The sequence below is a fragment of the Bradyrhizobium sp. SZCCHNRI20481 genome, assembly GCF_032485055.1.
GTDB lineage: Bacteria > Pseudomonadota > Alphaproteobacteria > Rhizobiales > Xanthobacteraceae > Bradyrhizobium.
In genome coordinates this window covers 233,330-251,706 of record NZ_JAUEUE010000001.1, presented here as the reverse complement: position 1 = coordinate 251,706, position 18,377 = coordinate 233,330, and the positions used below count along the sequence as shown (strand labels likewise).

The window sequence follows — 18,377 nt, the reverse complement described above, 5'->3', positions numbered from 1 at the left end:
GAGGAGTTGAGCCATGGCTGTAATTTCGGCTGCAATTTCGGCTGCGAACGAAGACCTGCTGGCGCGACGACACGAGGCCGTCGTCAGGGGCGTGAGCTATGCGACGCCGCTGTTTGCCGACCGCGCCCTCAACAGCGAGGTGTGGGACGTCGAGGGCAAGCGCTATGTCGACTTTGCCGGCGGCATCGCGGTGCTCAACACCGGCCACTGCCATCCGCATGTCGTTGCCGCGATCCGCGCGCAGCTCGACCGCTTCACCCACACCTGCTTCCAGGTGCTGCAATACGAGCCGTATGTGCGGCTGAGCGAACGGCTCAACGCGCTGGCGCCGATTTGGGGGCCGGCCAAGTCGATCCTGCTGACGACCGGCGCGGAGGCGACCGAGAACGCGATCAAGATCGCGCGCGCGGCCACGGGGCGCAGCGGCATCATCGCCTTCACCGGCGCCTTCCACGGCCGCACCGCGCTCGCCAACGCCATGACCGGCAAGGTGATGCCGTACAAGAAGCATTTCGGACCGCCGCTGCCCGGGGTCTGGCACGCGCCGTTCCCGATCGCCGGCAGCAGCGTGTCGGTCGAGGACACGCTGTCCTACATCAACTTCATCTTCAAGGCCGACATCGACGCCTCGCAGGTCGCGGCCATCATCATCGAGCCGGTGCAGGGCGAGGGCGGTTTCCACCAGGCGCCGCCGGAGCTGATGCGGGGCCTGCGCCGGATCTGCGACGCCCATGGCATCGTGCTGATCGCAGACGAGGTGCAGACCGGCTTCGGCCGCACCGGCAAGATGTTCGCGATGGAGCACTACGACGTGCAGCCGGACCTGATCTGCGTCGCCAAGAGTCTCGCCGGCGGCATGCCGCTGTCCGGCGTGATCGGACGTGCCGCGATCATGGACGCCGCGGAGCCGGGCGGCCTCGGCGGCACCTACGGCGGCAATCCGCTGGCCTGCGCGGCGGCGCTCGCCGTGCTCGACGTGTTCGAGCAGGAGAAGCTGCTCGACCGCGCCAATGCGATCGGCGACCGATTGCGCGCGGCGATCGAGCGCTTCTCGCGCGCCAACAACCTGGTTCCGGTTTCCGGGCCGCGCGGTCCTGGCGCGATGGTTGCATTCGATATCCTGAAGCAGCGCGGCAGCGACGAGCCGGATTCCGAGATGACCAAGCGCGTGACCCGCGTCGCACACGAGAACGGACTGATCCTGTTGTCCTGCGGCGTCACCGCGAGCACCATCCGCATTCTGGTGCCGCTGACCGCGTCCGACGAGATCGTGGACGAAGGGCTCGCGATCCTGGAGAAGTGCCTGGCCGCCTGACGCGCGGCCGAGGTGAATGGGAAGGCTGGAGGTTTGAGACGTGACTGACGCTGCGGCGGCTGTGCCGAATGACGTGATGGAGCGGCTCGCCGCCGCTGTTGATGCCAACTTCGCCAAGCAGGTCGCCTTCCTGCAGCAACTCGTCCAGTTCCGCAGCCTGCGCGGCGAAGAGGCGCCGGTGCAGGACTGGCTGGCCGGCGAGTTCGAGACCCGCGGCTATCAGGTCGACCGCTTCAGCCTTGAAGACGTCGACCTGATGCGCCATCCCAAGGCGGCGCCGATGGACAGCATCGCACTCGACGGCTCCAAGCAGGTGGTGGCGACGCTGGACGGCGCGGGCAAGGGACGCAGCCTGATCCTGCAGGGCCACATCGACGTCGTGCCCGAGGGCCCGACCGATCTCTGGAACGATCCGCCCTATGAGGCGATCGTGCGTGACGGCTGGATGATCGGCCGCGGCGCGCAGGACATGAAGGCCGGTGTCTCCGCGATGATCTTCGCGCTCGATGCCATCAAGGCCGCCGGCTTCGTGCCGGACGGGCGCATCCATCTGGAGACCGTGACCGAGGAGGAGAGCACGGGCAACGGCGCGCTCTCGACTCTGATGCGCGGCTATACGGCCGACGCCTGCCTGATCCCGGAGCCGACCGGCCACACGCTGACCCGCGCGCAGGTTGGCGCGATCTGGTTCCGGCTGCGCGTGCGCGGCACGCCGGTGCACGTCGCCTATGCCGAGACCGGCACCAATGCGATCCTCTCGGCGATGCATCTGATCCGCGCCTTCCAGGAGCACACGAAAGAGATCAACGCGCGTGCCAAGTCGAACGCCTGGTTCGCTGCGGTCAAGGATCCGATCAAGTTCAACGTCGGCATCATCAAGGGCGGCGACTGGGCGAGCTCGACGCCGGCCTGGTGCGACCTCGATTGCCGGCTCGGCGTGCTGCCGGGCGAGACGCCGGCGCAGGCCATGGCCGGCATCGAGCAGTGTCTCGCGAAGGCGCAGGCCGCAGACAGCTTCCTGTCGGAGAATCCGGTCGAGCTGGTGTGGAGCGGCTTCCAGGCCGATCCTGCGGTGTGCGAGCCCGGCAGCGCCGCCGAGGCGGCGCTGGCCGAGGTACATGCACGGGTATTCGAGAAGCCGCTCGACGTGCGGCTCTCTACGGCGGTCAACGACACCCGCTACTATCAGGTCGACTATGGCATCCCGGCGCTGTGCTACGGGCCCTATGGCATCGGTCCGCACGCGTTCGACGAGCGTGTCGATCTCGACAGCGTGCGCAAGACCACGCTGTCCATTGCGATGTTCGTCGCGCAATGGTGCGGACTGCGGCCGGCATGATCACGGTCGCGCTTCTCAGCCGTCCCGGACTGATGGATCCGATGCAGGCGCTGCTCGCGCGCGAGCTGCCGGGCGTGACCGTCGCGTCATGGCCGGAGTCGGCGGCACGCGATGCCGAGCTTGCGGTGTGCTGGAAGCCGGAGCCCGGCGCGCTCGCGACGATGCCGAAGCTGAAGCTGATCCATTCGATCGCGGCGGGCGTCGACAACATCCTGTCCGATCCGACCGTGCCGGATGTGCCGCTGTGCCGGATCGTCGATCCCGATATCTCCGCGGCCATGACCGAGTTCGTGCTGTGGGGGACGCTGTATTTCCACCGCGACTTCGATCGCGTGGTCAGCAATGCGCGCAACGGCGTGTGGCGTCGGTACGAGCAGCGTGCCGCGAAGGACCGTCGGGTCGGCATTCTCGGGCTCGGCGAACTCGGCTCCGCGGCGGCGATCCGTCTGGTCGAGCTGGGCTTCGCGGTGAGCGCGTGGTCGCGCTCGCCCAAGGCGCTCGCCGGCGTGCGGACCTACAGCGGCGCCGATGCGCTCGACGACTTCCTGGGTGAGACGGAGATCCTGGTCTCGCTGCTGCCGCTGACGGCCTCGACCGTGGGCCTGCTCAATGCCGGGCGTCTGGGCCGGCTACCCAAGGGTGCCGCGCTGATCCTGTGCAGCCGTGGCGAGCATCTGGTGACGGAGGATCTGGTCGCGCTGCTCCGCAGCGGCCATCTGCGCGGCGCCGTGCTCGACGTCTTCGAGCATGAGCCATTGCCCGCGGACCATGCGCTGTGGCGCGAGCCTGGCGTACTGGTGACGCCGCACATGGCGGCGATCGCCTCCTGGCAGGTGATCGCGCAGCAGGTGGCGGAGAATGCGCGGCGTCTGCTGCGCGGAGAGACGTTGCTGAACGTCGTCGATCGCGCCCGCGGCTACTGATTTACCAGCGCGTCTACTCGAGTGTCTGCACCGGCGGCGCCACCGGGCCGCGCGGCGCCGGCGGAGCGACAGCAATGGTCCGTGCAGGCGGTGGTGCGCTGCGCGGCGCGGCCTGCGGCTGCTGCTGAGGCTCGGTCATCGCAGCCTGGCTGTCCCTGACTGGACGCCGGACCTGCTGCGACCGGGCCGCACGCGAGCGGCGGAAGCCCCAGGAGCGCGCGATCGAAGGACCTGCGGTATAGCCGACGACGGCGCCAGCAACGGCTCCCACCGGTCCGAATACGACGGCGCCCGACAAGGCGCCCAGTGCGGCATCGCCGCCGCGGTGCTCGTCGGCCATCGCCGCCGATGCCGTCAGTGTCAGCGCCAAGGCCGCGGTCGCCAGCAGTCTGGTCATGAGATGTCCCCTCCGTCGCATCAGCGCCGAAATGGCGGACAAATGTGGCGATAAGAATGCGAGGAGCGGAACCTGTGAGGGAGCCAGTAACCCTAATGCGGACACAATGTCTCAGCGCCGCGGCAGGGCGCGCAGCTCCGTTCAATGCATCGGGCCGAGCACCGACGCGAACGGCATGGCGATGATTTCCTCGCCGAGATCGTCGGAAATGTGCAGCACCCAGTCGCGCCAATCCTCGTCGCTTTCGGAGGAGATCAGCGAATGCATGACGCGCTCGGCGTGATCACAGGCCTCGGCGAGATCGATGACCGCGGTTCCACGCCGATCGACGAGGAACTCATCGGGATTGGAGCAGTGGAAGAAGACCTGCGTCATGTCCGTCTCCTCAAATCGCCATCCGGCGAATCTCAGTCAGAAGTAACAGTGCGGCGGCGTGCGCGAAATCGGATTGATCACGTAAGGTAAATTACGGGGCGCAGTCTGAACCGGTGGAACCGGACGTGCAGTGATCCAGCTCACGGAACGCATCGGTGTAGAGAAAGTTGTCGCGGACCATTCGATCCGGCGACAGGAGCTCGACATGATGTCTGAAGTCCAGATCCACGCGATCGCCCGGCAGATGCTCGAGGTGCACGGCGCCTCGGCTGTCGCACAAGCTGCGCAGAAGGCGCAGCAATGCGAGGCCAGTGGCGAGGCCGAGGAGGCCCGCGAATGGCGCCACATCTCGGACGCCATGAGGATGATGCGCGGTCCCCATCAGAGCTGACATCGGATCCCAATTTTCAGAATATGCCGCGCGTTCCGGCGGCCTCGCTCGACTCTGCCCGGCTGCAGCCGGCGGTGGATACGTTTCGTCAAGGGGAACGTGTGCCGCATCTCATCCTGGTTTCCGACCCATTTTCCACGCAAGAATCGGGCAACATGATTCGGCAGTGGATTCGCCGCTGACCAACGTTGCCGGCGCGCCCGCCGTCCAGGGATTATTGCCATGGTCTTTTTCAAGCGTGAGCTGAGCCCCGTCGAGATCTTCGAGCGTGCGCTGAAGGACAAGCAGGCCGCGCGGCGGCGGCTGACGGATCGTCTCCGGGTGGCCGAGGCGGCGCTGGACGAGAAGCGCGTCGCCGCGGAGCGGCTCGCCAAGGCCGGCGCCAGCAACGGGCAGCTCGATCGTGCCGAATCGAAGATGCAGGCGGTCGAGCAGAAGGCCAAGGCGCTGCGCGCATCGGTCGCCGAATGCGACGAGCAGATCATCCTGGCGGAGCGCGCCTTCGCCGACGCGGTGGCACAGCGCGACCGCGACCGCGCCGCCAACGACATCGAGGCCGTCGCCACCGCAATCGAGCAGGCGGTTCCTCGCTTCGAGATCGGTGCGGCGGCGCTCGTCGATGCGGTCACGCGCGGCCGTGCGGCGCTGAGCGAGGCCAGCCGCTTCGCGTCCGATGTCGATGACATCCGACGCGAGGTGCTGTCCGCCGCGGAGCTGATCTGCTGGGAGCTGCGCGCGGCCGCGAGCCGCACGCGGGCCGGCAACATCAATGTGGCCCTGCTGGCGCCGCCCGAGGTGAGGCAACTGCCTGCGCCCGAGACCGACCGTCAGATGATCTACACGCTGAGTCCGCTGACTTGGCGTGAGGGTGAGGAGGTGAAGCGCGTCGCCGCGTTCACCATGACCGCGCTGCCGAAGGCCCTGTTGCCGCTGGCGCTGGCGCATCAGCACGTCGACTATCTCAACGCGCGCCGGGTGCAGACGCTGATGCACGTCCATGGCGGCGGACAGCAGCAGAGCGAGCCGATGCCGGACGATCCGGCGCTGGTCGATCTCGATGCGCTGGGTGTGCAGGCGGAGGAAAGCCCGCGGGCTGATGTCGCCTGAGCGCGTCCACGCGCGCGGGCGCGCCGGGGCGCGGCTGGGGTTTATTGGATCGGCCGCGCTGCTGCTGATTGTCATCAGCAGTGCACAGGCGGAAGATCTCGATGCCGGCAAATCCGGCGCGCGGCTGTTTGCGGACAGCTGCGCCACCTGTCATCGCTCGGCTCGTGGGCTCGCCAAGGGGCGCTTTCGCCTGACGCTCTATTTGTTCCTGCAGAAGCACTACACCAGCAGCGACGACTCCGCGTCGGCCTTGAGCACCTATCTGCAGTCGGTCGATGCGCCGGCGGCCGCGCCGGCCCGCCGTTCCCCATCGCGGCGACCGGCCTATCGCGGTGAGACACGACCGCCGCGGCCGCCGCTGCCGGTGCGGGGACGTTAGCGATCGACCTCGATCGCGTCAGATTCAGTCGCTTGGCCCGCAGTTTTCCGGTGTGTGCTCGTCCGGGTGTGGCCGATATCCGCAACCTGGGCTATGCTCGTCGGCCAAGGTGCTCGAACGCTCCGGGGGGCCGATCTCGCGCGTGTCCGTGCGAAGCTGGCCGTCCTGAGCCGTGTCGTCCTGACGTCTCAGTCGTGCCGCGAGCCGCGTTATCGTGATTGTGTTTTCGGGCGTTATGTCTTTTGACGTTGTGTTTGGGCTGTCTGAGGCGGGGCAGCGGCGATGATGACCTTACCGGAGCTCGCGGCAGCGGCGTTGGAGCGTTTCCTCAGCTCCTATATGCGCCGCCGTTTCGGATCGTCTCATACCCAGTTGACGGAGATGCTTCCGGCGGCTGCGCGCATCGCGCTGGAATGCATCGGCAACAGCGATGCGCTGTATCACAACGTCGAGCACACCTTGCTGGTCACGCTGGCCGGCCACGAGATCCTGCGCGGCCGCGCGCTGCACAGCCATATGACGGCGGACGACTACGTCCACGTCATCCTGGCCTGCCTGCTTCACGACATCGGTTATGTCCGCGGCCTGTTCAGGGAAGACGACGTCGACGGCTTCGTCATCGATCGCGGCGGCCGCAAGATCTGCCTGCCGCGCGGCGCCTCCGACGCCAGCCTGATGCCGTATCACGTCGACCGCTCGAAGCTGTACGTGATCAACCGCATCGAAGGCATGGCGCCGCTGGACAAGGACCGCATCGCCCGCGCCATCGAGGGCACGCGCTTTCCGCCGCTCGCCGGCCAGCAGTTCGACGAGGAGCAGTCGATCGTGCGCGCCGCCGACCTGATCGGACAGCTCGGCGACCCCAACTACATCCGCAAGGCCAACGCGCTGTATTACGAGTTCGAGGAGGTCGGCATCAACCGGCAGCTCGGCTATGAGTCACCGGCCGATATCGTCAACCGCTATCCGCAGTTCTATTGGAACAGCGTCGCCCCGCACATCCAGACCGAGATCCGCTATCTCAACATGACATCGACGGGGCGCCAGTGGATCGCCAACCTCTATGCCAACGTGTTCCGCGCCGAACGCGACATCTCGCTGTCGGGCCCGCAGAGTTGACCGGCTGAGTTAGCGCCGGCCGCCGACCTCGTCGATGTGGCCGAGCAGGTCGGCCGGATCCTCGTAGACGCGGATGGCGCCGGACTGGCGCAGTTCCTCCGAACCATAGCCGCCGCTCAACAGGCCGACGCCGAGCGCCCGGCAGCGGGTTGCGGCGAGCATGTCCCAGATGCTGTCGCCGATCACGACCGCGCGCTCGACCGGCGCGTCGAGGCGGGCGGCGGCGGCGAGAAACAGATCGGGATCAGGCTTGGCGTAGCGGACCTCGTCGCGTGTCACGACAGCGTTGGTCTTGGGATCGACGCCGAGCGCGGCGAGATTGACGGCCGCCGTTTCCATTCTCCCGCTGGTCGCGATCGCCCAGGGGATGCCGGCATCGGTCAAGAAGCCGAGCAGCTCGCGTGCGCCGGGCAGGGGCCGGACCTGGCCTCCGAGCTTCTGATAGGCCGCGGCATGCGCTTTCCGCAGCCGCTCGATCCGATCGGGCTCGATGGCAAAACCCGTCTCACGCAGCAGCTGGTTGGTGAACAGGCCGCCGCTCATGCCGATCTTGCGGTGGATGCGCCAGACCGAGAGCTCGATGTTCTCGGCATCCAGCGCCGTCTTCCAGGCGAGCACATGCTGATAGACGCTGTCGACGAGCGTGCCGTCGAGGTCGAACAGGAAAGCGGTTTCGATGCGCATGGCTCGCTCCGGGCTGGATGTCTGCTGCGTAGCTGCAAGGCCAAGCGGCAGCGGTCATCCGGGTTCCTGCCCGACGCGGGGCTGTGCCGTGCCCGCTATGGCGGTGCGCAGACCGACGAACGGCGCGTCGTTCGGCCATGGCCGGCAAACGTGCCGTGCGGTCTTTCCGCTCCGTCGGCAGCCCCCAGGCCGCTCCGGGGTCAGCCCTTGGGACGGATGAAGCCGGCCAGCGTCTTCTTCTGCTCCTCGCACCAGTTCGTCATGCCGAGGCGGCGCTGATCCATATCGATGGCCTGCGTGGCGACGGCCACCTCCGCCATCAGATCGTCGTCCTGCTTCTCGCCCATCTTGCCGCCGGTGTGCATGTAGGCGATCGCCTTGCGCACCTTCTCGGTCGTGCCGTCAGGCATCTTCATGTCCTGCGCCTTCTGGACCAGATCCTGATAGACGACATCGACGCCGGGACATTCGACCTTGGTGGCGAACGCCTCCAGCACCATGGTCGTATACATATGGCGTGGCTCGGCGCTGCCCGGTGTCAGGGCCGCCAGCAATGCCGCAGTGGTCAATGCCGCAAGGGTTGACGTGTAAAGCAGACCGTTTCGCATCCTCTGGCTACCTCCCGCTTGTTTTCGGCGAGGCTAGCCTGTGGGCGACGCGCGGGCAACAACGAGCGCAGTGCAGCACGCGCGAAATGATCGAAGGGGCCGGCCGGCTATTTGTTCAGCCGCCGCTCCTGCTCCTTGAGCAGAACGTCGAGCTCCTCGCTCTGCTGCGCGAGGCGGTCGGCGTTGCGCTCCTCGTCGGCCGCACCCGATTGCGAAGCGGCCTGCTCGGTGATCTGGCGGATGTTGTCGCGCAGGATCGCGATGCGGTCTGCGAGGTCGGAGGCGGACAGGACGGTCGGATCGGTCAGGCTCATGAACCCCTCGGTGATGCGCATTGTCAGGCGCAGTTCCTTAGCTCGGAAAGCCGCGTCGCGACAAGTAGATCGACGACATCGATCACCGCCATGTCGATCGGCGCGGACCAGCGCGGGCGCCTGTGCGGATCCCTCAGCGCACAGGCATTGGCGGACGCACCACGGGCTGGTCCGGATCGACCGGCGCCGACGGCAGCGGCATCGGAGCAGGCGGCGGAGGAGCCATGCCGGCTGCGGCCGGCGGCGGCGTGCGCGGCCGGTGCACAGCTGCTGCACCAGGCAGTGCTGGGGTCACGGCCGCGGTCGCAGGGCGTGGGGCCGGGCGCGGCCGGATCGTCTGCTCGATGGCGCGCGGATCGAACGACCGTGCTTCCGCGGTCCGCTCGCTCGACCGCTCGGCGGGCCTGTCGCTGGGCTTGGCCTCGGCGACCCGCGCCATGTCGCGGACCATCTGCTCCTGCCCGGCCTTCAACTGTGCGAGGCTCGTCTTCAGCTCGCCGATCTGCTGGCTCAAGGCAGCGAGGTCGTGGGCCATCGATTGCAGCAACTGCTCCTGCGATGCGGTCGCGCCAACCGCGCTCGTTGCGTGCTCCTGCGCCTCAGCCGGCGCTTCGGCGGCCGTCTGCTGGGGCGCGGTCGCGGCTGGCTGTGCCGCGGCGTCCTTGTCGGCGTTGGATGCCAGCGTGATCCGCGGCATCCAATGCGCGATCATCTCCTGGGCTTGGTCTCCATAGCTCTGCCAGGCGGCCGCGGCGACCGCGCTGCCGACGGCGAACAGCACCGCCAGAATGGTGCGCACGGCCCAGGTGGCGAACGTGCTGCGCTCTCCGGTGACCGCGAGGTCGCTCGTCGCCTGCGTCCTGTAGTCAGGGTCGATCTTCGGCAAGGGGACATCCGGAGGCCGTTGCGAGCTGCGCCTGTCCGCTTCGGCGGCGGTGCGATCCGCGCGGGCCGCCAGCACGATCTCGGGATCGATCATGGCATGAGGCTGCTGATCGCCGTCTTTGGTCGTCGTTGCAAGCATTGACGCTCCGTCCTCCGTTGTCGTCCGCCTCGCAGGCGGCGCTCGGCTCTGTACCGATGTGTCGTCCTAACCAACGCCCTCGTGCACCAATGCTCCGCGTACTCACGCTGCATCGTACCTACGCTTCGTGACACCAACGTCGGAAGACGACGGCGCCACAGGACGCTCGGCCTCTCGGCCGCATCAGCACAGAACCTGGATACCGGTTGTCCCTCGTGCCCACGCACCTGCATGTTCACGGTGATTCATCTTGGCCAGAGCCGCATGCTCAGGAACGTCCCATCATCGTTCCGTCGCGTCGACGCTCGGCCGATTCCCAATCTCATCGACACTTGGTCATATCCGCCCAAACCAAGGCGAAGACATGGCGGTTGCGCGACCCATGCGACCTCCACCTCTGGCCGCAGGCGGAGCATACCCCGAATGCACCGCGAAGGCTATGCCGACGGCGTTTCTCCGCGCCGACGAGATCCCGGCCATTGTTGCCGACCGGTGCCGCGAAATGAAGCTTCGATCGGCCCGTCAACGCTTGAGAATGTCGTCGGTGGGCAGCCGGATCTCGCAGCAGAGGCCGCTCGGCTCGAAGCGCCGCACGACGCGGGCACCGACCTCGTACGGCAGCATCTGTTCCAGCAGCACGGTTCCAAAGCCCTGGCGCTGCGCACTCAGCGTGCGTCCGGACATGCCGGTCTCGGTCCAGTCGATGACCAGCCAGTCGACCGCGTCGTGCTTGTCGAGCCGCCATTCGATCCTGATGAAGCCCCGCGGCACCGTCAGCGCGCCATATTTCAGCGCATTGGTCGCGAGCTCGTGCATGGCAAGCCCGATGCTCTCGGCCGCCTTCGGCTTCAGCCGCACCTGGGGGCCCAACAGCGAGAATTGCCTGTCCTCGCGCGCGGCTCCGGCGCGCAGCTCATCGGCGATCAGCTCGGCCAGATCGAAACCGGCGAGGGGATCGCGCGTGACGACCGCCTGGATGCGCGACAGCGCCGTGATGCGGCCTTCGAGGTGACTGGCGAAATCCTCGACACTGTCGCTCGAGTCGCCCGTGCGGCGGATGATCGAGCGGATCACGGCGAGCATGTTGCGGACGCGGTGCTGCAACTCGGCGAGCAGCAGCTTCTGGTGCTCGGAGGCCGAGACCAGCGCCGTGATGTCCTGGGTGATGCCGCCGATGCGCTGCACCTGCCCCACCTCGTCGACCATGGGAAAACTACGGATGCGCAGCCAGCGCGTGACGCCGTCCGGCTGCCTGATGATACGGACGTCCAGGCTGTCGCGCTGGCCGCGCCGGGCGCGCTCCAGGCTCTCGAGGGCGCGGGGCCGGTCCTCCGGCAGCATGAGCTCGGTCCACGATGCGAGATGGTCGCCGCGGAGCACAGCGGTGCGCGGGACGCCATAGATCGTCTCGAATGCGGGGCTGAGATATTCCCATTGCAGGGTCTCGGCATCGCGGATCCACACCACGTCGGAGGACGCTTCGCCGAATTGGCGGAAGCGCGCCTCGCTGTCGCGCAGCGCGGCCTCGGTGCGCTTGCGGTCGTCGATGTTCATCACGAGCTCGACGAGGGTGCCGTCGCCGAGGTCACGGCCGGCGAACATCATCCAGGCGCGTTCGCCGTTCTTGCGAAAATACTGCTTCTCATAGGGACCGAGCCGGCCGGTCTGCCGCAGCAGCTCGATCTGGTCGCTCGAAGTGCGCATCCATTCCGGGGGGGTCAGGCTCTTCCAGGTCAGCTCGCCGCTGTTGATCTCCTGGCGCGAATAGCCTGTCATCGCCAAGAAGGCCTCGTTGGCGTCGATCAGGGTGCCGGCTGCATGATCGAAGAACAGCACGCCGACCGAATCGATCTCGAGGAGGCGGCGCAGTCGATGATCGCTGGCATCGCCGCCATTCGAATGCGGCTGCTGTGCGGGCGGCCCAGCGTCCGGCAGCTCGCTGCAGCCGAGGCAGACGGCGAGCTCAGGATCGGCCTGTGCGAGGGCAAGCACATCGGAATCGATCGTGAGCAGGTGAGCATCGGCCCAGAAATGCGCTGTGCGCAGATAGGCGAGGAAGGCCGCCAGCAGATCGAACCTGGTGTTGCCGAACGCGTGTCGGATCGCGCGCCGCGAGCGGTCGGAATCAGCACTTTGCATGAACAGCACCGACGCTGCCTCGAACAGGTCCGCCTCGCCGTCGCTGCCCGGCTCCGGGATGTCGAGCGGGGGCTGGAGAATCTCAAGCCGGCCCAGCGCCGCCGCGGTGCGCACGGGATCCGCGAGCGGCCGCGCGAGCAGTTGACGCGCCCGATCGATCGTCTCGGGGCGGGATGCCGAGTCGCCCGCGGGCTTGCCCAATCCGACCAGAAAACCGAAATGCCGGGTCAGACAATAAGGCGAATGGTTGAGGCGCGACAGATGGACGGCGAGCCGCTCCTTGAACAGGGCCGGCAGCGGGGTGTCGAGATAGGCGGATTTGGCGAACTGCCAGAGCTGTCGGGTCGCCTCAGGCGCTGACGGCGCCGACCTGAACAGGTTGGGCATCAGCCCGAGGCGCTGCACGATCTCCTGCTCGAAGGGTCCGTCAACCATGCGCTGTTCGACCATCGCCGTTTCCCCGGCAGAGTGCCGAGCCGGTCAGCATAGCGCAAGCGCCGCTCCGAACCTCTCACTCATTCGCGTCGAGCTGACGGCCTTCGCGGTCCAAATGCAAGTAATTCGCGTTGAACAGGCCTGCGCTCATCAGGCGCTCGAGGTCCGGAAGTACCAGCATCTTGCCCTTGAGCACGATCAGGTTGCTGGCGCGCAGTTCCTGCAGCGTGCGGTTGACGTGGACCTTCGACAGGCCGGTCGCCTCGGCGAGATCGGCCTGGGTGAGCGGGAAGCTGCAGCTGCTGTCGTCGGCGAGACCCGCCAGGCGCAGCCGGAAGAACAGTTCGCACAACAGGTGCGCCATGCGTTCGGACGCGGTGCGCTGCCCGAGATTCATGGTCCATTCGCGCTGGATCGCGGCATTGACCAGCGTCTCCCACCAGAATGCGGTCGCAATGCGCGGATAACCGGCGCTGATCTCGTCGAAGAACTCGCGCGGCAGATCGGCGATCGACACCGGCGTAATGGTGCCGATCGAATGGTCCATCTCGCGCAGAATGAAGATGTTGAGATCGCAGATATCGCCAGGCAGGAAGAACGAGACGATCTGGCGGCGGCCGTCCTCGAGCTGCTTGTAGCGGCAGGCCCAGCCGTTCAGGATCAGATGCACGTCCTTGGGCTTCTCGCCTTCGCGCGCGATGTCGGTGCGTGGCGCGAAGGTCCTTACCCGCTGAGCCGCAGCGCGGTTGAGCATCAGGCGGTCGGCCGCAGAGAGGCGGACGAAATTCTCGAGCTTGCGTACCAGATGACTCAAAGAGCGGTTCCCCCGAGTTAGTTTATTGGGGTTCCATGTGGTGCGACTTCAATAACTTATGTTAGCATCGTACCGCGTTGGCCGCTGGATCTTTCTACACTTGCATGAGGAATCAGGGCGGGGCCCGGAGTCGGAGAGATTGCCGCGGCTTCTTGCGATGCCCGTGCTCCCAAGCGATGCTCGAAGCACGAGCAACATCGCGCGATCCCGACCAACCCTTCGCGCCTCTGTCGTGGAACTCTCATGAAAGCTGATGAGGACCACCGTTGAAGCCCGTTGATTTACGGGAATCGAAGCGTGGTGGCGACGATCTGGCGCCACGCCAGGTCCGCGGACTTAAGACCCCCTCAGGCTCCGCTTCCTAAGTTGATCAAAACAATCAACTGGAAATGCATCATGCGAGTCGGTCAGCTCTTTGCGCTGTCGATGCTCTCGGTCACGGCGCTTGCCTGTATTCTCGGGGCCCCGGCGATCGGCGCCAAGCGCCCGCTGGCTGCGGCCGAGTACTCCAGCATCGATCGCGCGCAAGGCCGGATCGAGGTCGATCGCGAACGCGATCGAATCGAGCATTGATCAACTCGGCAATCCTCCGAAAGTCGCGCAGGCGATGTCTGTCGAGGCGTATTTCACCAATGCAGCGGGACTGATCGAGAAGGAGACCGCGGCGTCGCGCAGCAATGCCGGCTGATGGCGACCTGCTTGACGAAGTCCTCCGTGCTCGGCGCAATGCCGAGCGCCGAATTCACCCCGGTCTTTTCGCAGACTGATTGGGCGAGGGCAGGGCCGGCGAGTACCAGGCAGCCAAGCGTGCTGAGTGTGCGTCGCATGGGTTGTTCCTCTCGTTGGTTGCGGCCTAAACCGAGAGATGTCCACGATGTTCTGTCGACCTCGCGCGCGCCGCGCCGTGTGTCCGGTGAGGGGACGCCGCGAGCAACCGGCGCAGCCGCAAAGCGTCGGCGGGCGCCGCGCTCTTCTGGTCGTTGTCGAAATAGACGTAGACGTCGATCCCGTGCGTCGCCCAGGCGCGAATGCGTTTGGCCCAGGTCGCGAGCGTTGCGTCGGTATAGTTGTCCTTGTAGCGGCCGTCGGGGCCGTGTCCGCGCACATAGACGAAATCGGCCGTGCGCTTCCACGGCGCCGGGGCGTCGTGATGGTCCGACAGGCAGAGCGAGATGTTCGCGTCCCTCAGCAGGCGCATGATGGCCGGCGTGTACCAGCTCGGGTGACGGAATTCGAAACTGTAGCGCCGGTGCCTCGGCAGCAGCGGCAGAAAGGACTCGAGGCGCTCGGGATTCGCTTCGAAATGCGGCGGCAGCTGGAACAGCACGGGGCCGGCCTTGTCGCCGAGCAGCGACAGCCGGCTCTCCATCAGCGCAATGCTGTTGACCGAGCGCGCGGACAGGCGCTTCCAATGCGTGATGAACTTGGAGGCCTTCCAGGCAAAAACGAAATCGGGGCCGGTCTGATCGCGCCAGCCGCGGACGGCGGCTTCCGTCGGCGTCCGGTAGAACACGCCATTCAGCTCGGTGGTCTCGAACTGGCTGGCGTAGTAGGGCAGCTGGTGCCTGATCAGAAGGCCCCGCGGAAAGAAGGCGCCGCGCCAGGACCCGTAATGCCATCCCGATGTGCCGACCACGACCCGGGCCATCATCGTCCTCTCGCCGAGACAAGAACTCGAGAGCAAAGCATCGTGCCGGCGTTCGGGTTCCTCTCGCAATCGCGACAGATGACGAGGCGAGTGTCCTAACGCCCCGCGGCGTGCAGCACGGGCGCACTCAACAGCTCGCTGATATGCGCCGCCGTCTCGGCCTGCATCGCCTTCTTCAGCATGATGTCGCGTTCAGGGCCTACTGGAAGACGCGCTGCCGCCTCGCGGGCAGCGGTTGCAGCCTGCTGCAGCCGCTGGCCGAACGACGCTGTCTGCTTGCGCCGGTTCCGGTTGACCTTCATGGCGAAACTCCTGTTCCTTTTGGACAGAAGTGTGCGGCGCCGAGCCTGTGACGTCGCTAACACACGTTACCGTGCAGTTCACTATCCCTGGAGGTCATTTTGGACCCAACAACAAGGATGCCGTGCTGATTAGTTATTTGATCGATCGGGGTCGTTACCCGGAACGCTGAGGTGCACCTCATGACCCTGCTTGATGGCAAGCGTCGCGGCTGATGCCGCCGATTCGAACGCTGCTTCCTTGGTGGCATAGTCGCCGTGCGCGTTGCCGTCGTGCAGCACGCTCCAATGATCGTCCACTGCTACGATGGCGTATTGAGCCAGTCCCATGTCGTCCTCCGTTTCTCCGCGTCCAATTCGAGGAAGTCGATGAGGCCGGCGATGCCGGCCAGCACGCCCATGATCGGTCCGGCCAGCAGCAGCCAGGCGGAGATATCCGCCCACATGATTTCGGCGGTCCGCCAATAGGCGATGTCGGTGACGAGCGTTCCGATGAAGCAGACGATAGGGAATGGCACCAGCATCGGGTGGATCGAACGCCGTGCGATCTGCGCCGTCGGCTGCAGGGAAGGTCGGGTGGTTTCGGCGGTCGCCACGGGGGTCTCCTCGATTGGGCACGGCCTGTTGCTGCGTGGAGAACCGTCGGCCTGACCGGGCGTTCCGATGACGACGACGGATTTGGCGTGGCGCTCACGCGTGACACGCGACAGCGGGTCGACCGCCCGGTCACCCGTGCCTGCGTATCGGTCAGTGGTTCCTGTTCAGCGGTCCGCTGCCGCGCCCGGCGCGGCTCATCTCGCCGAGCACGAGACCAACCAGAGCAAGTTGCATCCGTTCCTGCGCATGCGGACGAACCTCGGGTGACGCGTCCGCTTCCCGACGCCGGCGAGCCGTGGGGCAGCCGGCCCGGTCTGGCTCGTCGTGTTGGGTCTACCCGGCCGGGCGATAGCCTGTTAAGCAACGGCGCAGGACGGGGCGGTCCCCGCGGATACGAGACTGAGAGGAAGCGGCAATGATTCAGACGGTCGGCATCATCGGAGCAGGCACCATGGGCAACGGCATCGCGCAGGTTTGCGCCGCCGCGGGCGTTCCGGTCGTCATGGTCGACATCTCGGAGCAGGCGGTGGCGCGCGGGCTCGCGACCGTGGGTTCCAGCCTCGACCGCCTGGTCAAGAAGGAGAAGATGACGGCCGCCGACAAGGACAGGGCGTTGTCGCTCATCACCGGCACTGCCGACAAAGCGAAGCTGGCGAGCTGTGACCTGGTCATCGAGGCAGCGACGGAGAACGAGGAGCTGAAGCTCAAGATCCTCAAGGACCTCTGTGCCGGCCTGAAGCCCGAGGCGCTGATCGCGACCAACACCTCTTCCATCTCGATCACCAAGCTCGCCACCGCCACCGACCGGCCCGATCGCTTCATCGGCATGCACTTCTTCAATCCGGTGCCGATGATGGCGCTGCTCGAACTGATCCGCGGCCTGCAGACCTCGGATGCGACCCATGCGGCCGCCGCCGAATTCGCCAAGCGGATCGGCAAGGTTGCGATCACCGCGAAGAACAGCCCGGGCTTTGCCGTGAACCGCATCCTGTGCCCGATGATCAACGAGGCGATCTTCGCATATTCGGAAGGCATCGCGACCGCCGCCGACATCGACGAGGGCATGAAGCTCGGCTGCAATCACCCCATCGGTCCGCTGGCGCTGGCGGATCTGATCGGTCTCGACACGATGCTGTCGGTGATGGAGGTGTTCTACAACGGCTTCAACGATCCGAAGTATCGTCCGGCGCCGTTGCTGAAGGAAATGGTGGCTGCAGGCCAGCTTGGCCGCAAGACCGGCAAGGGCTTCTACGATTACAGCAAGTAGCTGCGGTAGATTGCGTCGGCGGCGGGTGACGCCTGCGCCCGCCGCGCATCCGCCGATGATGGATTTCGTTTCGGGGACATTGGGAATGCGGCGATGCCGCGAGCCGATATATTGGCTGGCATTGGTCACCTGATCCCTGCACGCGATCGGCTGATCACACGCTCCAATGTTCGCGTTGCGCAGTATCAGCCCGAGTGTTGGGTCTCGAGCCGCCGCTCCCGAATGATAGCTACCATGCTCGCGCTGAAGTGATCCAGATGGACGGCACAGCGCCGGGCGGGCAAGGGGCCATGCCTCGCTGATGCAGCCCACTAAGCCGCGACCCGGCGTGCCGTTCGTGATTTGCCGCTATGCGATGGTCCGAAGCGAGTCCCGTCGCACTCAGCGGATCTGGTACGGAGGTGGAGTCATAGAACCTCCCTGCAATCAGACGGGTTGTTGTCGTTCGAACATCACCGGCACCATGATGAGCGGCCACCGGAAATGCACGACGGGGTGATCGTCCTCCCGGCTGTCTGCGCTGTCAAGGTGCATCCTGACGCATTGATGAATTCGACGTTACAGGGCGTCGATACTGCGAGTGCAGGAAAACTTTGATCACGCGCTGGTCTGATGACAAATCCGCGCAAATCACTACATGAGGGGGGCCGAGCCGTGTCGGTCGAAGAAGGTTCGCGATTGCGCTCGGTCGAGCGCGCGTCGTCCGCAGGGCGGAGACAATCAGGATCTTGTATGTAGGCGTAGTGCTTGGGGGCAACAAAAAAGCTGCACGGCGCAGCGACATTGATTGCGGTGCGTCAAACGGCCCAAGGTCGTCAGCGACGAAGCTGAAGGTTCCGGGAACCAAAGATTTCGTGGTGTTTTGTTTGGCGCGAAAAGCAAGGCAGGAGAACAGCGATGAGAGCAGTTGGCATTACTCTGGCGACGGTCGCCCTGTTTGCGGGGACTCTGCCCGCTCTCGCAGCGGAGCAGGGCACGGCGGGCATGGTCACGGGGATCAACCGTCTCAACGGCACGATCGCGATCAAGCGCGTTCCCAACGGGACCGTCGGCGCCAACACGGCGGGAGCGGACCAGGAGTTCAAGGTCAAGGACAGCGCCATGATCGAGAACATCCACGCCGGCGATCGGGTGACGTTCTCGACGTCCGACGCCGCCACACCGACGATCATCAAGCTCGATCGGCAGAAATAGCCGACATAG

Annotated in this window: 22 protein-coding genes and 1 pseudogene; 10 read left to right on the top strand and 13 right to left on the bottom strand. The window is 66.0% G+C overall.

Annotated features, from left to right (window positions below):
* The first annotated feature begins 13 nt into the window (after positions 1–13).
* Genes gabT through QX132_RS01255 form a run of 3 tightly spaced genes read left to right on the top strand, consistent with a single transcriptional unit; the run spans position 14 to position 3,577 of the window.
* Positions 14–1,315 carry a 4-aminobutyrate--2-oxoglutarate transaminase gene (gene gabT / locus QX132_RS01265; protein WP_316159891.1) on the top strand — a complete coding sequence of 434 codons (1,302 nt, stop codon included), beginning with the start codon at positions 14–16 and terminating at the stop codon, positions 1,313–1,315.
* Positions 1,316–1,355: 40 nt separating this feature from the next.
* Entirely contained in the window at positions 1,356–2,654 is a 1,299-nt protein-coding gene (locus QX132_RS01260; RefSeq protein WP_316159890.1) for an ArgE/DapE family deacylase, read from the top strand.
* Complete coding sequence (locus QX132_RS01255) at positions 2,651–3,577, top strand: glyoxylate/hydroxypyruvate reductase A (RefSeq protein ID WP_316160000.1); 927 nt, start codon at positions 2,651–2,653, stop codon at positions 3,575–3,577. Before QX132_RS01260 ends, QX132_RS01255 begins: the two co-directional genes overlap by 4 nt.
* A 13-nt stretch (positions 3,578–3,590) precedes the next feature.
* Here QX132_RS01255 and QX132_RS01250 read toward each other — a convergent pair whose 3' ends face one another.
* A complete protein-coding gene (locus QX132_RS01250) occupies positions 3,591–3,974 on the bottom strand; it encodes a hypothetical protein (RefSeq protein ID WP_315741139.1) in 384 nt (127 codons plus the stop codon).
* 141 nt (positions 3,975–4,115) lie between these two features.
* On the bottom strand, positions 4,116–4,349 hold the full coding sequence (locus tag QX132_RS01245) for a DUF6894 family protein (protein WP_315741140.1): 234 nt from the start codon (positions 4,347–4,349) through the stop codon (positions 4,116–4,118).
* A 208-nt stretch (positions 4,350–4,557) separates the two neighbouring features.
* On the opposite strand from QX132_RS01245, the gene QX132_RS01240 reads away from it, so the two are divergent.
* The 4 genes from QX132_RS01240 (at position 4,558) to QX132_RS01225 (ending at position 7,345) form a co-directional block, all read left to right on the top strand.
* Positions 4,558–4,740, top strand: coding sequence for a hypothetical protein (locus tag QX132_RS01240; RefSeq protein ID WP_315775288.1), 183 nt, complete (start codon positions 4,558–4,560; stop codon positions 4,738–4,740).
* Between the two features lie 222 nt (positions 4,741–4,962).
* Positions 4,963–5,847, top strand: a complete 885-nt coding sequence (locus QX132_RS01235; protein ID WP_315741141.1) for a hypothetical protein — start codon at positions 4,963–4,965, stop codon at positions 5,845–5,847.
* The gene (locus tag QX132_RS01230; RefSeq protein ID WP_316159889.1) at positions 5,837–6,226 is read left to right on the top strand and encodes a cytochrome C; all 390 of its coding nucleotides are present in this window, start codon (positions 5,837–5,839) and stop codon (positions 6,224–6,226) included. Before QX132_RS01235 ends, QX132_RS01230 begins: the two co-directional genes overlap by 11 nt.
* A gap of 282 nt (positions 6,227–6,508) precedes the next feature.
* Positions 6,509–7,345, top strand: a complete 837-nt coding sequence (locus QX132_RS01225) for an HD domain-containing protein (RefSeq protein WP_315741143.1) — start codon at positions 6,509–6,511, stop codon at positions 7,343–7,345.
* 9 nt (positions 7,346–7,354) lie between these two features.
* Here the strand turns inward: QX132_RS01225 and QX132_RS01220 are convergent, their stop codons facing one another.
* From QX132_RS01220 to QX132_RS01195, 6 genes are all read right to left on the bottom strand, one after another.
* A complete protein-coding gene (locus QX132_RS01220) occupies positions 7,355–8,029 on the bottom strand; it encodes an HAD family hydrolase (protein WP_316159888.1) in 675 nt (224 codons plus the stop codon).
* Between the two features lie 200 nt (positions 8,030–8,229).
* A complete protein-coding gene (locus QX132_RS01215) occupies positions 8,230–8,637 on the bottom strand; it encodes a hypothetical protein (protein ID WP_315741145.1) in 408 nt (135 codons plus the stop codon).
* A 107-nt stretch (positions 8,638–8,744) separates the two neighbouring features.
* Positions 8,745–8,951, bottom strand: a complete 207-nt coding sequence (locus tag QX132_RS01210; protein ID WP_315712292.1) for a hypothetical protein — start codon at positions 8,949–8,951, stop codon at positions 8,745–8,747.
* 133 nt (positions 8,952–9,084) lie between these two features.
* Complete coding sequence (locus QX132_RS01205; protein WP_315780539.1) at positions 9,085–9,975, bottom strand: hypothetical protein; 891 nt, start codon at positions 9,973–9,975, stop codon at positions 9,085–9,087.
* A gap of 522 nt (positions 9,976–10,497) precedes the next feature.
* Positions 10,498–12,564 carry a PAS domain S-box protein gene (locus tag QX132_RS01200; RefSeq protein WP_315741147.1) on the bottom strand — a complete coding sequence of 689 codons (2,067 nt, stop codon included), beginning with the start codon at positions 12,562–12,564 and terminating at the stop codon, positions 10,498–10,500.
* A gap of 61 nt (positions 12,565–12,625) precedes the next feature.
* Positions 12,626–13,363, bottom strand: coding sequence for a Crp/Fnr family transcriptional regulator (locus QX132_RS01195; RefSeq protein WP_315712288.1), 738 nt, complete (start codon positions 13,361–13,363; stop codon positions 12,626–12,628).
* A 396-nt stretch (positions 13,364–13,759) separates the two neighbouring features.
* On the opposite strand from QX132_RS01195, the gene QX132_RS01190 reads away from it, so the two are divergent.
* On the top strand, positions 13,760–13,936 hold the full coding sequence (locus QX132_RS01190) for a hypothetical protein (protein WP_316159887.1): 177 nt from the start codon (positions 13,760–13,762) through the stop codon (positions 13,934–13,936).
* Between the two features lie 110 nt (positions 13,937–14,046).
* On the opposite strand, the pseudogene QX132_RS01185 reads toward QX132_RS01190, so the two are convergent.
* The 5 genes and pseudogenes from QX132_RS01185 to QX132_RS01165 form a co-directional block, all read right to left on the bottom strand.
* Positions 14,047–14,190 (bottom strand): annotated as a pseudogene (locus QX132_RS01185) (DUF305 domain-containing protein); the annotation flags it as partial.
* Between the two features lie 26 nt (positions 14,191–14,216).
* Complete coding sequence (locus tag QX132_RS01180; protein ID WP_316159999.1) at positions 14,217–15,011, bottom strand: DUF72 domain-containing protein; 795 nt, start codon at positions 15,009–15,011, stop codon at positions 14,217–14,219.
* A 95-nt stretch (positions 15,012–15,106) separates the two neighbouring features.
* Positions 15,107–15,313, bottom strand: a complete 207-nt coding sequence (locus tag QX132_RS01175) for a hypothetical protein (protein ID WP_316159886.1) — start codon at positions 15,311–15,313, stop codon at positions 15,107–15,109.
* A gap of 129 nt (positions 15,314–15,442) precedes the next feature.
* Complete coding sequence (locus QX132_RS01170) at positions 15,443–15,640, bottom strand: hypothetical protein (protein ID WP_315755672.1); 198 nt, start codon at positions 15,638–15,640, stop codon at positions 15,443–15,445.
* Positions 15,613–15,834 (bottom strand): DUF2231 domain-containing protein, encoded by a 222-nt coding sequence (locus tag QX132_RS01165; protein WP_410052061.1) that lies wholly within the window; start codon positions 15,832–15,834, stop codon positions 15,613–15,615. Before QX132_RS01165 ends, QX132_RS01170 begins: the two co-directional genes overlap by 28 nt.
* A 488-nt stretch (positions 15,835–16,322) precedes the next feature.
* Here QX132_RS01165 and QX132_RS01160 point away from each other — a divergent pair, with 488 nt between their 5' ends.
* Together QX132_RS01160 and QX132_RS01155 are read left to right on the top strand one after the other, a co-directional pair.
* Positions 16,323–17,174, top strand: coding sequence for a 3-hydroxybutyryl-CoA dehydrogenase (locus tag QX132_RS01160; RefSeq protein ID WP_315741150.1), 852 nt, complete (start codon positions 16,323–16,325; stop codon positions 17,172–17,174).
* Between the two features lie 897 nt (positions 17,175–18,071).
* Complete coding sequence (locus QX132_RS01155; protein WP_316159885.1) at positions 18,072–18,368, top strand: copper-binding protein; 297 nt, start codon at positions 18,072–18,074, stop codon at positions 18,366–18,368.
* The last annotated feature ends 9 nt before the right edge of the window (positions 18,369–18,377 follow it).